The organism is Streptomyces mashuensis, assembly GCF_014654785.1.
Taxonomy (GTDB): Bacteria; Actinomycetota; Actinomycetes; order Streptomycetales; family Streptomycetaceae; genus Streptomyces; species Streptomyces mashuensis.
In genome coordinates this window covers 71557-84382 of the sequence record NZ_BNBD01000006.1, presented here as the reverse complement: position 1 = coordinate 84382, position 12826 = coordinate 71557, and the positions used below count along the sequence as shown (strand labels likewise).

At 72.1% G+C, this 12826-nt stretch carries 14 protein-coding genes and 5 tRNA genes; 16 read left to right on the top strand and 3 right to left on the bottom strand.

All coding sequences use genetic code 11. The annotated features are described in order from the left end of the window. Positions 1-36: 36 nt before the first annotated feature. The 10 genes from IE305_RS16865 (at position 37) to IE305_RS16820 (ending at position 5305) form a co-directional block, all read left to right on the top strand. Entirely contained in the window at positions 37-231 is a 195-nt protein-coding gene (locus IE305_RS16865) for a hypothetical protein (protein ID WP_190130690.1), read from the top strand. Between the two features lie 129 nt (positions 232-360). Continuing rightward, complete coding sequence (locus IE305_RS16860) at positions 361-1143, top strand: fumarylacetoacetate hydrolase family protein (protein WP_190130430.1); 783 nt, start codon at positions 361-363, stop codon at positions 1141-1143. Beyond that, positions 1136-2611 (top strand): glutamate--tRNA ligase, encoded by a 1476-nt coding sequence (gene gltX, locus IE305_RS16855; RefSeq protein WP_190130429.1) that lies wholly within the window; start codon positions 1136-1138, stop codon positions 2609-2611. Before IE305_RS16860 ends, gltX begins: the two co-directional genes overlap by 8 nt. A gap of 211 nt (positions 2612-2822) precedes the next feature. Next, positions 2823-2894: transfer RNA gene (locus tag IE305_RS16850), tRNA-Gln, on the top strand. Positions 2895-2984: 90 nt separating this feature from the next. Then, positions 2985-3057 (top strand) — tRNA-Glu (locus tag IE305_RS16845). 26 nt (positions 3058-3083) lie between these two features. Then, positions 3084-3156: transfer RNA gene (locus IE305_RS16840), tRNA-Glu, on the top strand. Between the two features lie 18 nt (positions 3157-3174). After that, a tRNA-Gln gene (locus tag IE305_RS16835) sits at positions 3175-3246 on the top strand. A 40-nt stretch (positions 3247-3286) separates the two neighbouring features. Continuing rightward, positions 3287-3359 (top strand) — tRNA-Glu (locus IE305_RS16830). A gap of 88 nt (positions 3360-3447) precedes the next feature. After that, on the top strand, positions 3448-4362 hold the full coding sequence (locus IE305_RS16825; RefSeq protein WP_190130428.1) for an MEDS domain-containing protein: 915 nt from the start codon (positions 3448-3450) through the stop codon (positions 4360-4362). Beyond that, positions 4355-5305, top strand: coding sequence for an anti-sigma factor RsbA family regulatory protein (locus tag IE305_RS16820; RefSeq protein WP_190130427.1), 951 nt, complete (start codon positions 4355-4357; stop codon positions 5303-5305). The genes IE305_RS16825 and IE305_RS16820 overlap by 8 nt, the downstream gene beginning before the upstream one ends. Before the next feature lie 277 nt (positions 5306-5582). On the opposite strand, the gene ndgR is transcribed toward IE305_RS16820, so the two are convergent. Next, positions 5583-6314 carry an IclR family transcriptional regulator NdgR gene (ndgR, locus tag IE305_RS16815; RefSeq protein WP_190130426.1) on the bottom strand — a complete coding sequence of 244 codons (732 nt, stop codon included), beginning with the start codon at positions 6312-6314 and terminating at the stop codon, positions 5583-5585. Positions 6315-6421: 107 nt separating this feature from the next. On the opposite strand from ndgR, the gene leuC reads away from it, so the two are divergent. From leuC to IE305_RS16795, 4 genes are all read left to right on the top strand, one after another. After that, on the top strand, positions 6422-7861 hold the full coding sequence (leuC, locus tag IE305_RS16810) for a 3-isopropylmalate dehydratase large subunit (protein ID WP_190130425.1): 1440 nt from the start codon (positions 6422-6424) through the stop codon (positions 7859-7861). Positions 7862-7866: 5 nt separating this feature from the next. Then, positions 7867-8472, top strand: coding sequence for a 3-isopropylmalate dehydratase small subunit (gene leuD, locus IE305_RS16805; RefSeq protein ID WP_190130424.1), 606 nt, complete (start codon positions 7867-7869; stop codon positions 8470-8472). 202 nt (positions 8473-8674) lie between these two features. After that, positions 8675-8920, top strand: a complete 246-nt coding sequence (locus IE305_RS16800; protein ID WP_190130423.1) for an SCO5555 family protein — start codon at positions 8675-8677, stop codon at positions 8918-8920. Between the two features lie 123 nt (positions 8921-9043). Then, positions 9044-9739: an HU family DNA-binding protein gene (locus tag IE305_RS16795; RefSeq protein WP_190130422.1), complete on the top strand. Its 696-nt coding sequence runs from the start codon at positions 9044-9046 to the stop codon at positions 9737-9739. 97 nt (positions 9740-9836) lie between these two features. Here IE305_RS16795 and IE305_RS16790 read toward each other — a convergent pair whose 3' ends face one another. Both IE305_RS16790 and cofC read right to left on the bottom strand, forming a co-directional pair. Beyond that, entirely contained in the window at positions 9837-10073 is a 237-nt protein-coding gene (locus IE305_RS16790) for a hypothetical protein (RefSeq protein WP_190130421.1), read from the bottom strand. Positions 10074-10246: 173 nt separating this feature from the next. Next, the gene (gene cofC, locus IE305_RS16785; RefSeq protein ID WP_190130420.1) at positions 10247-10897 is read right to left on the bottom strand and encodes a 2-phospho-L-lactate guanylyltransferase; all 651 of its coding nucleotides are present in this window, start codon (positions 10895-10897) and stop codon (positions 10247-10249) included. A gap of 166 nt (positions 10898-11063) precedes the next feature. Here cofC and IE305_RS16780 point away from each other — a divergent pair, with 166 nt between their 5' ends. Beyond that, positions 11064-11822 carry a lysophospholipid acyltransferase family protein gene (locus tag IE305_RS16780; RefSeq protein ID WP_190130419.1) on the top strand — a complete coding sequence of 253 codons (759 nt, stop codon included), beginning with the start codon at positions 11064-11066 and terminating at the stop codon, positions 11820-11822. Beyond that, the gene (locus IE305_RS16775; RefSeq protein WP_190130418.1) at positions 11819-12820 is read left to right on the top strand and encodes an NAD(P)H-dependent glycerol-3-phosphate dehydrogenase; all 1002 of its coding nucleotides are present in this window, start codon (positions 11819-11821) and stop codon (positions 12818-12820) included. Before IE305_RS16780 ends, IE305_RS16775 begins: the two co-directional genes overlap by 4 nt. The last annotated feature ends 6 nt before the right edge of the window (positions 12821-12826 follow it).

Genomic DNA, 12826 nt, shown 5'->3' with positions numbered 1-12826 from the left:
TTGCACCAGTCCCCCGACCCACGCGAGGCACCACCAGTGAAGACGACGATGACGTCCCGGAAGATCGCCAACCCGCGCCGCACCACGCTCGCGCACCTGAAGGACGCCGAGTCGCTGCGGATGCCGGAGGCCGACCTCCCCCAGCACGCCGTCGAGCTGCCCGTCTCCACCGCCAACCCGCGCCGCACCGTCCTCATGGTCGCGCCGCAGGCCTCGCAGCCCCAGGGCTGACGGCTCCCCTGCCGCCGTCCCTCCCGGCTTCCCCTTCCGCCACCGGCGGCGCACGGGCCCCGGACCGGCCCCCGCGATAGCCTGAGACGTCAGACTCCGGCCAATACAGACAAAGGGGCAACGGCTCCCGTGCGCATCGCCAGGTTCTCCATCGACGGAAACGTCGGATTCGGTGTGGTCGAGGGGGACGCCGCCACCGAAGGCGGCCCCGTCCTCGACATCATCAAGGGACACCCGTTCGCCGAGTTCGAGCGCTCCGGGCAGAAGGTCCCGCTGGACAAGGTGCGGCTGCTGCCGCCCGTCCTCCCCAGCAAGGTCGTCGCGGTCGGCCGCAACTACGCCGAGCACGCCGCGGAGCTGGGCAACGAGGTTCCCGGGGAACCTCTCCTCTTCCTCAAGCCCTCCACCGCCGTCACCGGCCCCGGCGACCCCGTCGCGTACCCGTCCTTCTCCTCCGAGGTCCACCACGAGGCCGAGCTGGCCGTGGTCATCGGCCGCATGTGCCGCGAGGTCCCGCGCGAGCGCGTCAAGGACGTGATCCTCGGCTACACCTGCGCCAACGACATCACCGCGCGCGACGTCCAGCGCCGCGAGAAGCAGTGGACGCGGGCCAAGGGCTTCGACACCTCCTGCCCGCTGGGCCCCTGGATCGAGACCGAACTCGACCCGTCCGACCTCGGCATCATGTGCACGGTCAACGGGCAGCAGCGCCAGCTCGGCCGCACCAGCGACATGCAGCGCTCCGTCGAGGACCTGATCGTCCACATCACCGAGGCCATGACGCTGCTCCCCGGCGACGTCGTCCTCACGGGCACCCCGGCCGGGGTCGGGCCCCTCAACGTCGGCGACGAGGTCGCCGTCACCATCGAAGGCATCGGCACTCTCACCAACAAGGTGATCAAGCGTGGCTAACGCGACCGTCCGCGTACGTTTCTGTCCCTCCCCGACCGGCAACCCCCACGTGGGCATGGTCCGGACCGCCCTCTTCAACTGGGCGTTCGCCCGCCACCACGGCGGCACCATGGTCTTCCGCATCGAGGACACCGACGCCGCCCGCGACTCCGAGGAGTCGTACGAGCAGCTCCTCGACGCCATGAACTGGCTCGGCCTCGACTGGGACGAGGGCCCCGAGGTCGGCGGCCCCCACGAGCCCTACCGCCAGTCGCAGCGCATGGACATCTACCGGGACGTCGCGGCCAAGCTGCTGGAGTCCGGGCACGCCTACCGCTGCTACTGCACCACCGAGGAGCTCGACGAGCGCCGCGAGGCCGCCCGCGCCGCCGGCCGGCCCTCCGGCTACGACGGCAAGTGCCGCGAGGTGACCGCCGAGCAGAAGGAGCAGTACGAGCGCGAGGGCCGCGAGCCCATCGTCCGCTTCCGCATGCCGGACGAGCCCATCACCTTCACCGACCTGGTCCGCGGCGAGCTCACCTTCACCCCGGAGAACGTGCCGGACTACGGCATCGTCCGCGCCAACGGCGCCCCGCTCTACACGCTGGTCAACCCCGTCGACGACGCGCTCATGGGCATCACCCATGTGCTGCGCGGCGAGGACCTGCTCTCCTCCACGCCGCGCCAGATCGCGCTCTACCGCGCGCTGGCGGAGATCGGCGTGGGCAGCGGCACCCTCCCCGAGTTCGGCCACCTGCCGTACGTCATGGGCGAGGGCAACAAGAAGCTCTCCAAGCGGAACCCCGAGTCCTCCCTCAACCTGTACCGGGAGCGCGGCTTCCTCCGCGAGGGCCTGCTGAACTACCTGTCGCTGCTCGGCTGGTCCCTCTCCGCCGACCGCGACATCTTCACCGTCGAGGAGCTGGTGGCGGCCTTCGACATCAAGGACGTCAACGCCAACCCGGCGCGCTTCGACCTGAAGAAGGCCGAGGCCCTCAACGCCGAGCACATCCGCCGGCTCGACGTGAAGGCGTTCATGGACGCCTGCGCGCCCTGGCTGAAGGCGCCGTTCGCCCCCTGGGCGCCGGAGAAGTTCGACCAGGCGCAGTTCGAGGCCATCGCCCCGCACGCGCAGACCCGTCTCACGGTGCTCTCCGACATCACGGCCAACGTGGACTTCCTCTTCCTCGACGAGCCCGTGGAGGACGAGGCGTCCTGGCAGAAGGCCATGAAGGAGGGCTCGGACGCGCTGCTGCGCACCGCGCGCGCCAAGCTCGCCGAGGCCGAGTGGAACGCCGACGCGCTCAAGGCCGCCGTGGTGGCCGCCGGCGAGGAGCACGGCCTGAAGCTCGGCAAGGCACAGGCGCCCGTCCGGGTGGCCGTCACCGGCCGTACGGTCGGCCTGCCGCTGTTCGAGTCCCTGGAGGCCCTGGGCCGCGAGCGCACCCTGGCGCGCGTGGACGCCGCCCTGGCCAGGCTGGCGGGCTGACGGGCGCGTCGTACCCGTCGTCCCAGCGTGAAGGGCCCGGCAGCCGTGGCTGCCGGGCCCTTCGTGCACCCGCCGGCGGGGCCGCGGGTTATCGATTTTGGTGCGCGGTCCACCTTCGGGTAATGTTCTTCCTGCGCCGCCCGAGAGGGCCGAGAGGCCGGGCGGGAGGCGCCGGCGGAACGAAGAACCCCTCCGGGGGATGGAGTTCCGGTGGGGTATGGTGTAATTGGCAGCACGAGTGATTCTGGTTCACTTAGTCTAGGTTCGAGTCCTGGTACCCCAGCAAGAGAAATTCTCGCGAAATGCTCGGTGAAATTCTCTGCGGAAACTACTGATAAAGTAGTGACCAGCGCGAAAGCGCAAAACAGTGCGAGCCCCCGTTGTGTAGCGGCCTAGCACGCCGCCCTCTCAAGGCGGTAGCGCCGGTTCGAATCCGGTCGGGGGTACTGATTCTCGCAAGGGAATCGCTAGGGCCCCCGTTGTGTAGCGGCCTAGCACGCCGCCCTCTCAAGGCGGTAGCGCCGGTTCGAATCCGGTCGGGGGTACTGGTTTAAAAACCACCATGGGCTATGGTGTAATTGGCAGCACGAGTGATTCTGGTTCATTTAGTCTAGGTTCGAGTCCTGGTAGCCCAGCGCAGATTGCTTTTTGAGTCTGCACCAGCAAGAAAAGCAGGCCCCCGTTGTGTAGCGGCCTAGCACGCCGCCCTCTCAAGGCGGTAGCGCCGGTTCGAATCCGGTCGGGGGTACAGAAGGAAAAAATGCCTTTCGCGTCCGCGAGGGGCATTTTTTCGTGCGTCCTTCCACGACCTGCGGTACGGCGGGATAATCCCCGGCATGGTCCATCCCCACGGCGTGCGCCAGCGGGTCCACGTCGGCGATCTCCAGCCCGGCGACCACGCGTGCCTGCTGTTCGAGTCGGACGAGGAGCGGGCCTCCACCCTGCGGGACTTCGTCCGCGGGGGCCTGGCCGCCGAGGACAAGATCCTGTACCTCAGCGGGGGACGCGGCCCCGCCGGACCCGACGCCCTGCTCGACGCCTGCCGGCTCCCCGGCCTGCCCGCCGGCCCCGCCGGCCGCGTCGAAGTCGTCCGCCTCGCCGAATTCGTCTCCGGCCGCGGCCACTTGGAAACCCTCGCCCTGCTGCGCCGGCTGCGCACCGCGGCCCGCCGCTCCCGCGAGGAGGGCTACCGGGCGCTGCGCGTGGCCGGCGAGCCGTGCGCGGCCCTGCCCGACGGGCGCGGGCCGCGCGTCCTCGGCGCGCTGGGAGTGGCCCGGCTGCTGCGGTACGAGGCGATGCTCGCCGAGGAGTTCGCCGGGGCCGGGGCGCTGGCCCTGTGCCAGTACGACACCCGGTGCTGCGAGCCGGCCGCGCTGGCCGCGTTCGCCTCCGCGCACGCGCGCAGCGTCGAAGCCGATCCACTGGTGCGCACCGAGGACCTCACCGTCGTCCGCACCTACCGGCCGCAGGGGCTGCGCATCGAGGGCGTGGTCGACGCGGGCGCCTACCGGCACCTGCGCGACGCCCTGCGGTCCGTCGCCGCCGTGCGCGGGGACGTGTGCCTGGAGCTGTCGCGGCTGGAGTTCCTCGACCTCGGCGGGGTGCGGCTGCTCATGACGTTCGCGCGCGCCCGCGCGGCCCGGCACTGCACCGTCGAGCTCGCCGGGATGCCGGCCCACCTCCGGCAGGTCATCACCCTCGTCGGCTGGGACCGCACGCCGGGGCTGCGGCTGGGGGCCGCGCATGCCTGACGGCACCGGCTTCGTTCACCACGCGTGCCTGTACGGCACGGACGCGGAGTTCCTGGCGATGGCCGTCCCTTTCGTCCGGGACGGCCTCACGGCCGGCGAACCGGTCCTGGCGGCCACCACGCCCGCCAACATCGACCTGCTGCGCCGGGCCCTGGGGGAGAGGGCGCACGCGCTGGACACCGCCGAGACCGCGTACTTCGGGCGCCGGCCCGTCGAACGGGTTTCGGCGTTCCTCCGCTACCACGACCGGCGGGCGCGGCCCGGCCGCCGCGTCCGCATGATCGCCGAACCCGTGTGGAACGGGAAGTCCGCACGCCAGGTCGCGGAGTGGAAACGCATGGAATCCGGGCTGAACGTGGTGCTCTCCGGACTGCCGGTGTGGATGATCTGCCCGTACGACACGCGGAGCACACCGGACGACGTGGTGCGGGCCGCGTGCGCGACGCACCCGGCGCGGGTGGACGGGGAGCGGCTGATCCCGTGCTCGGCGTACGCCGACCCCGGGGCGTACGTGGCCGGCGTGCCGCTGCCGCGCGCCCCGGCACCGCCGGGGGCCGCCCGGTGCGGCCCCACGGCCCGGGTGCCGGTCCTGCGGGCCTTCGCCCGCGACCGCGCCGCGGCGGCCGGCCTGGCCGGTGAGCGGCTGGCCCTCGCCGTGCTCGCGGTCTGCGAGGCCGCGGGCTATCTGCTGGCGCCGGGGGACGTCCGCGTGGCCCTCCGGGCCTGGGAGGAGCCGGGCGCCCTGGTCTACGAGCTGCTCTGCGCCGGCTCCCGCCCGGTCCATGCCTTCGCCGGCTTCCGCCCCCCGGGCCGCGAAGCGGCCCCCGAAGACGGCCTCTGGCTGGCCCGCACCCTCACGGACTCCCTGGACATCCGCACCCAGGGCCCCCTCACCCGCCTCACGCTCCACATCCCGGACCCCCACGACGCAGAACGCCTCTGAGGGGCCCGGGCTTGCCGGGTACTTCTTCCCGCCGCGACGGCGACCGGAGGTGTGGCCACGGCCTTGAGGCGGGTTCGGCACCGCCGGTCTGCGCCGCCGTGGCTGTTCGCCGTCGCGGCGGGGTGGGGGTGCGCGGCAGCGTCGAGCGTGCCCGGTCACCGGGCTGCGGTCGGGGCCCGCCCCGGGCTGCTGTGGGGGAGCCCCGTGTGGGCCGCGGTCGGGCGGTGGGGGAGGCTCCGCGTGGCCGCGGCCAGGCCCCGGCCCGGGGGGCGTGCTCTTACGAGCCGTTGCGGCGCAAGGATTCCGTGAGGCGGACTGCGGCGTCGAGGACCGCCTGGGCGTGCATGCGGCCCGGGTGGCGGGTGAGGCGTTCGATGGGGCCCGAGACGGAGACGGCTGCGACGACGCGGTTGGAGGGGCCGCGGACCGGGGCGGAGACCGAGGCCACGCCCGGCTCGCGCTCGCCGATGGACTGGGCCCAGCCCCGGCGCCGTACGCCGGAGAGCGCCGTCGCCGTGAAGCGGGCGCCCTGGAGGCCGCGGTGCAGGCGCTCCGGCTCCTCCCAGGCCATGAGGACCTGCGCGGCCGACCCGGCCTTCATCGGCAGCGTCGAGCCCACCGGCACGGTGTCCCGCAGGCCGGACAGCCGCTCCGCCGCCGCCACACAGATCCGCATGTCGCCCTGGCGCCGGTACAGCTGCGCGCTCTCGCCCGTGACGTCCCGCAGGTGCGTGAGCACGGGGCCCGCCGAGGCCAGGAGCCGGTCCTCGCCGGCCGCCGCGGCCAGCTCGCTCAGCCGCGGGCCGAGGATGAAGCGGCCCTGCATGTCCCGCGCCACCATCCGGTGGTGTTCCAGGGCCACCGCCAGCCGGTGGGCCGTCGGCCGTGCCAGCCCCGTCGCCGTGACCAGCCCGGCCAGCGTCGCCGGACCGGACTCCAGTGCGCTCAGCACCAGAGCCGCCTTGTCGAGAACCCCCACGCCACTCGAGGCGCCACCCGTGATGTCCATGCAACGATACTCGCGTCTCAGAGTATGAAACGCAAGTTCACGAATCCGCGAGACGCGCCACTCTGGATCCACGGCATCCACGGCACCCCACCCCCGAAGGGACAGCGATGGGAAGGACACTCGCGGAGAAGGTCTGGGACGACCACGTCGTCCGGCGCGCCGAGGGCGAGCCCGACCTCCTCTTCATCGATCTGCACCTGCTCCACGAGGTCACCAGCCCGCAGGCCTTCGACGGCCTCCGCAAGGCCGGCCGCACGGTCCGCCGCACGGACCTGACCATCGCCACCGAGGACCACAACACCCCCACCCTCGACATCGACAAACCGATCGCCGACCCCGTCTCCCGCACCCAGCTGGAGACCCTGCGCCGCAACTGCGCCGAGTTCGGCGTCCGGCTGCACCCGCTGGGCGACGTCGAGCAGGGCGTCGTCCACGTCGTGGGACCGCAGCTGGGCCTCACCCAGCCCGGCACCACCGTGGTGTGCGGCGACAGCCACACCTCCACCCACGGCGCCTTCGGCGCGCTGGCCTTCGGCATCGGCACCAGCCAGGTGGAGCATGTGCTGGCCACCCAGACCCTGCCGCTCGCGCCCTTCCGCACCATGGCCGTCACCGTCGAGGGCGAGCTCCCCGAGGGCGTCACCGCCAAGGACCTGATCCTCGCCGTCATCGCCGAGATCGGCACCGGCGGCGGCCAGGGTCACGTCATCGAGTACCGCGGCCCGGCCGTCGAGAAGCTCTCGATGGAGGCCCGGATGACCGTGTGCAACATGTCCATCGAGGCGGGCGCCCGCGCCGGGATGATCGCGCCCGACGAGACCACGTTCGCGTACCTCAAGGACCGCCCGCACGCCCCCCAGGGCGCCGACTGGGACGAGGCCGTCGCCTACTGGCGGACCCTGCGCACCGACGACGACGCCGTCTTCGACCGCGAGGTCGTCATCGACGCCTCGAAGCTCGCCCCGTTCGTCACCTGGGGCACCAACCCGGGCCAGGGCGCACCCCTGTCCGAGGCCGTCCCGGACCCCGCCTCCTTCGCCGACCCGTCCGAGCGGCTCGCCGCGGAAAGGGCGCTGGAGTACATGGGGCTGACGCCAGGTCAGCCGCTCAAGGAGGTGCGCGTGGACACCGTCTTCGTGGGCTCCTGCACCAACGGCCGCATCGAGGACCTGCGCGCCGCCGCCGGCGTGCTGGCGGGACGGAAGGTCGCCGACGGCGTCCGCATGCTGGTGGTCCCCGGCTCGGTGCGCGTGGGCCTCCAGGCCGTCGCCGAGGGGCTGGACAAGGTGTTCACCGCGGCCGGTGCCGAGTGGCGGCACGCCGGCTGCTCCATGTGCCTGGGCATGAACCCGGACCAACTGGCGCCGGGCGAGCGCTCCGCGTCCACCTCCAACCGCAACTTCGAGGGCCGGCAGGGCAAGGGTGGCCGTACCCACCTGGTCTCGCCGCAGGTCGCCGCCGCCACCGCCGTCCTGGGCCGGCTGGGCTCGCCCGCCGACCTCGCCGCCGCGCACGGTGCCGGCGCCCGTACCCCCCTGGAGGTCTGACCGAGATGGAAGCTTTCACCACGCACACCGGCCGGGCCGTGCCGCTGCGCCGCAGCAACGTCGACACCGACCAGATCATCCCTGCGCACTGGCTGAAGAAGGTCACGCGCGACGGTTTCGAGGACGGCCTCTTCGAGGCGTGGCGCAAGGACCCCGAGTTCGTGCTGAACCGCCCGGAGCGGGCCGGCGCCACCGTCCTGCTGGCCGGCCCCGACTTCGGCACCGGCTCCTCCCGCGAGCACGCCGTCTGGGCGCTGCAGAACTACGGCTTCAAGGCCGTCGTCTCCTCCCGCTTCGCCGACATCTTCCGCGGCAACTCGCTGAAGAACGGTCTGCTCACCGTCGTCCTGCCGCAGGAGACCGTGGAACGGCTGTGGGAGCTGACCGAGAACGACCCCTCGGTCGAGGTGACCGTCGACCTGGTGGAGCGCCGGGTGTCGGCCGGCGGAATCTCGGCCGGATTCGAGCTTGACGAGAACGCCCGGTGGCGACTCCTGGAGGGGCTCGACGACATCGGGCTGACGCTCCGGCACGAGGCGGACATCGCCGCCTTCGAGGCCGTACGACCCTCCCACAAGCCCTCCACCCGGGAGGTCCGGCCCACCGTCTGAGGCCGGTTCCGGGCTCGTTCCGGCGTCGATTGCGTATCGTTTGGCCCAGTGTCGGACGGCTTCGCCCCGGCTCCGGACGCCCCGGATTTTCGCTGCTCACCCAGCGTTTGGCATGATGCGCCCCCTGTCCGCGGACCGGGGGCGCATCGTGTTGTTGAGGCCCCGTGAAGCGACAACTCGCCTCAGATGGCACAATCGGTGCATGGAACGCGACAGCCAACTCGAGCTTTACCGGCTCGTCGCCGACCAACTGAAGGAAGCGCACGCAAGGGTGCGCACACTGCAAGTCCCGGAGGCCGTACGGATGGCGCTGTCCAGGCAGCTGCTGGCCATTACGGCATCGGCGAAGCACGATCTGTCGGGCGCGTCAAGGCGCCTGAACCGGCTGATGAACGACCTCGACGAGGGCCGTTTCCCCCAAGAGCCCGACTCCTACGGAACTCCGTGATGGGCCGAGTTCGTTGCGGCACAAGGGTGATTAGACCGTTTCGTGTTTGATTTGCGGTATATATCTGCCTAACGTGCGAAAAAGCTGGAGAGCATTCCAGCCAATGTCTCCGAAGGGGAAGACGTGAACAAGGCGCAGCTCGTTGAAGCGATTGCCGACAAGCTCGGCGGCCGGCAGCAGGCCGCGGACGCGGTCGACGCGGTCCTGGACGCCATCGTCCGTGCCGTCGTCTCCGGCGACCGGGTCTCGGTCACCGGTTTCGGCTCGTTCGAGAAGGTCGACCGGCCGGCCCGCTACGCCCGCAACCCGCAGACCGGTGAGCGGGTGCGGGTCAAGAAGACCTCGGTGCCCCGTTTCCGCGCGGGTCAGGGCTTCAAGGACCTGGTGAGCGGCACCAAGAAGCTGCCGAAGCTGGGCGAGGTCTCCGTCAAGAAGGCGCCCAAGGGCAGCCTCACCGGTGGCAAGGCCACCACCAAGGCCGCGGCCAAGAAGGCCACCGCCAAGAAGGCGGCCACGGCGAAGAAGGCGGCGCCCGCGAAGAAGACCACCGCCGCGAAGACCACCGCCGCGAAGAAGACCACGGCGAAGAAGACCACCGCCGCCGCGGCGAAGAAGACGACGGCGAAGAAGGCCACGCCGGCCGCCGCGAAGAAGACGACGGCGAAGAAGGCGGCCCCGGCCAAGAAGACCACGGCGAAGAAGGCGGCGCCGGCCAAGAAGACGACGGCCGCGAAGAAGACCGCGCCGGCGAAGAAGGCCCCGGCCAAGACCACCGCGCGCAAGACCACCGCCAAGAAGACCACCGCCCGCAAGAAGTAGGGGCGGCGGCGCCGTCACGACGGCCAGCGGAACGACGCGCCGGGCCGGGCTCCTCCGGGGGAGCCCGGCCCGCGGTCGTGTCTCAGAACATCTCGTGTCAGAACGTCTGGAGCGTCACCAGCACCACCCGGCGCTCGGCCGGCGGTCGCTCCGCGCCCCCCGCACCCTCCGCGGCGTCCTCCGCGAACTCGATGCGCACCCGCTGACCGGGCCGCAGCAGCCGCAGTCCGCCCGCGTCGAACGCCTCCGCGCCGAAGGGCACGGGCGTGCCGTCGTCCAGCAGCACGCTGCCGGAGCGGGTGTCGGGGTCGAAGGTGTACGCGGTGGCCTGCATGGGCAGTCAGCCTAGGGGGTGTCCGATGGGTCGGCACACGCACCCCGCCGCCTGGCACGGCACCTCGCTGTGTTGTCGCATCACCCGAGTACGCCCGGTACGAGGGCGACGCTCCGCCTTGCGATGCACCGCACCAGACGACGGGGTGCGCGCACCGACCCACCGGACACCCCCTAGCCCGCCGCCGGCCCGGAGAGCGCCAGGCCGCCGGTGAGCGCCGCCGTGCGCGGCCCCACGCCCAGCGCCACGGCCGCCCGCAGGTCCGCCTCGGTGTCCACGTCCCGGCGTACCGATTCCACGTCCGGCAGGGGTATCTCGTGCGCCCCGGACGCCGCGTGCCGGGCGCGCGAACGGCCCTCGAACGCCGGCGCCAATTCCGTTCCGGGTGCCGCCGCCAGCAGGGTCGTACCGATTCCGGCGGCGTCCGCGAGAAATGCGCGGGGGAATTGCGCGGCGAAATCGAGCACCCGGCCGAGTTCCGCCGGGCGGAGCGCCGGCAGGTCCGCGTTGAGGGTGGCCACGCCGTGTCCGGGGCGCCGTTCCCGTACCGTACGGGCGCCGTGCGCCAGGGCCGCGTTCAGCCCGCCGCCGCCCGGCGGCTCGGGCACCACACGGGCGCCCAGCGCCGCCAGCGCGGCCCCCGCCCGGGGATCGCCCGTGACGACCGCCACATCGGCGACCGGGCCGCAGGCCAGGGCCGCTGCCACGGTGTCGGCGGCGAACGCGAGGGCCAGCGCCGGGCCCGGAAGGTGGGCCGCTCCCCGCACCAGACGGCTCTTGGCCAAGGTCAGCGGCTTGACGGGCACCACCAGCGTCCAGACCACGTCCGCTCCCTCCTCGCGTCGCCCCATTGTCACCCGCCGCCGCGTCCGTCACCGGAGCGCGGGGTTACGGTGTTCTCGACAGACCGGGTACCTGGGGCGACACTTGTCCGGCCCCCGGGTGAGCAGCAGGCCCGTAGCTTCCAGGTCCCAACAGAAGGGTGTCCGAGTGTCCCGCCGCAGAATCGGCTTCTGGTACCGCTTCGCAGCGGTGTTGGCCAAACCGCCGCTCGTGGTTCTGTTCAAGCGGGACTGGCGGGGAATGGAGCACATTCCGGCCGACGGCGGATTCATCACCGCCGTCAACCACAACTCGTATCTCGACCCGTTGTCGTACGCCCATTACCAGTACAACACCGGGCGGGTCCCCCGCTTCCTCGCCAAGGCCGGCCTCTTCAAGGGCAGCTTCGTCGGCGCCGTGCTCCGCGGCACGGGCCAGATCCCCGTCTACCGGGAGTCCGCCGACGCCGCGACCGCCTTCCGGGCCGCCGTCGACGCCGTCAACCGCGGCGAGTGCGTGGCCTTCTACCCCGAGGGCACCCTCACCCGCGACCCGGACATGTGGCCCATGGAGGGCAAGACGGGCGCCGCCCGCGTCGCGCTCCTCACCCGCGCCCCCGTCATCCCCGTCGCCCAGTGGGGCGCCAACGAGGCCATGCCGCCGTACGCCAAGGAGAAGAAGCTGCGGCTCTTCCCCCGCAAGACCCTCAAGGTGCTGGCCGGCCCGCCCGTCGACCTGTCCGCCTACTACGACCGCGAGCCCACCGCCGAGGTGCTGCGCGAGGTCACCGACAAGATCATGGCCGACATCACCGGACTGCTGGCCGAACTGCGCGGCGAACCGGCGCCCGCCGAGCCCTACAACCCGCGCAAGGCCGCGGCGGCCCGCTCCGCCGCCCGCCGCAAGGCAGGGGAGGAGCGCGCATGACCCGCTGCGCCGTCTTCGGCACCGGCTCGTGGGGCACCGCCTTCGCGATGGTGCTGGCCGACGCCGGCTGCGAGGTGACCATGTGGGGCCGCCGCGCCGCCCTGGTCGACGCCGTCAACAACGGCCGCACCAACCCCGACTACCTCCCCGGCGTGGAGCTGCCCGCCGCCGTACGGGCCACCACCGACCCCGCCGAGGCCGCCCGCGACGCCGACTTCACCGTCCTCGCCGTGCCCTCGCAGACCCTCCGCGAGAACCTCACCGCCTGGACCCCGCTGCTGGCGCCCGGCACCGTCCTCGTCTCCCTGATGAAGGGCGTCGAACTGGGCACGGCCAAGCGCATGAGCGAGGTCGTCGAGGAGGTCGCCGGGGTCACCGCGGACCGCGTCGCCGTCCTCACCGGCCCCAACCTCGCCCGCGAGATCGCCGCCCGGCAGCCCGCCGCCGCCGTCGTCGCCTGCCGCGACGAGGACGTCGCCAAGCGCCTCCAGGCCGCCTGCCACACCGCCTACTTCCGCCCCTACACCAACACCGACGTCGTCGGCTGCGAACTGGGCGGCGCCGTGAAGAACGTCATCGCGCTCGCCGTCGGCATCGCCGACGGCATGGGCCTCGGCGACAACGCCAAGGCGTCCCTCATCACCCGCGGCCTGGCCGAGACCACCCGCCTCGGCCTCGCCATGGGCGCCGACGCGCACACCTTCGCCGGCCTGGCCGGCATGGGCGACCTCGTCGCCACCTGCTCCTCGCCGCTCTCCCGCAACCACACCTTCGGCACCAACCTCGGCCGCGGCATGAGCCTCGAGGAGACCATCGCCGTCACCAGGCAGACCGCCGAGGGCGTCAAGTCCTGCCAGTCGGTGCTCGATCTGGCCCGGCGTCACCATGTCGACATGCCGATCACCGAGACCGTCGTCGGCATCGTGCACGAGGGCAAGTCGCCCAAGGTGGCCCTCAAGGAGCTGATGGCGCGCAGCGCCAAGCCCGAGCGACACTGATCCCCC

Excerpts from the sequence above, each read along its gene's own strand:
- IE305_RS16825 (WP_190130428.1), top strand. The coding sequence starts at position 3,448 with ATGGTCCATCCCCACGGCGTGCGCCAGCGGGTCCACGTCGGCGATCTC.
- ndgR (WP_190130426.1), bottom strand. The coding sequence starts at position 6,314 with ATGGACATCACGGGTGGCGCCTCGAGTGGCGTGGGGGTTCTCGACAAG.
- IE305_RS16800 (WP_190130423.1), top strand. The coding sequence starts at position 8,675 with ATGGAACGCGACAGCCAACTCGAGCTTTACCGGCTCGTCGCCGACCAA.
- IE305_RS16790 (WP_190130421.1), bottom strand. The coding sequence starts at position 10,073 with ATGCAGGCCACCGCGTACACCTTCGACCCCGACACCCGCTCCGGCAGC.
- IE305_RS16775 (WP_190130418.1), top strand. The coding sequence starts at position 11,819 with ATGACCCGCTGCGCCGTCTTCGGCACCGGCTCGTGGGGCACCGCCTTC.
- leuD (WP_190130424.1), top strand. The coding sequence starts at position 7,867 with ATGGAAGCTTTCACCACGCACACCGGCCGGGCCGTGCCGCTGCGCCGC.
- IE305_RS16820 (WP_190130427.1), top strand. The coding sequence starts at position 4,355 with ATGCCTGACGGCACCGGCTTCGTTCACCACGCGTGCCTGTACGGCACG.
- leuC (WP_190130425.1), top strand. The coding sequence starts at position 6,422 with ATGGGAAGGACACTCGCGGAGAAGGTCTGGGACGACCACGTCGTCCGG.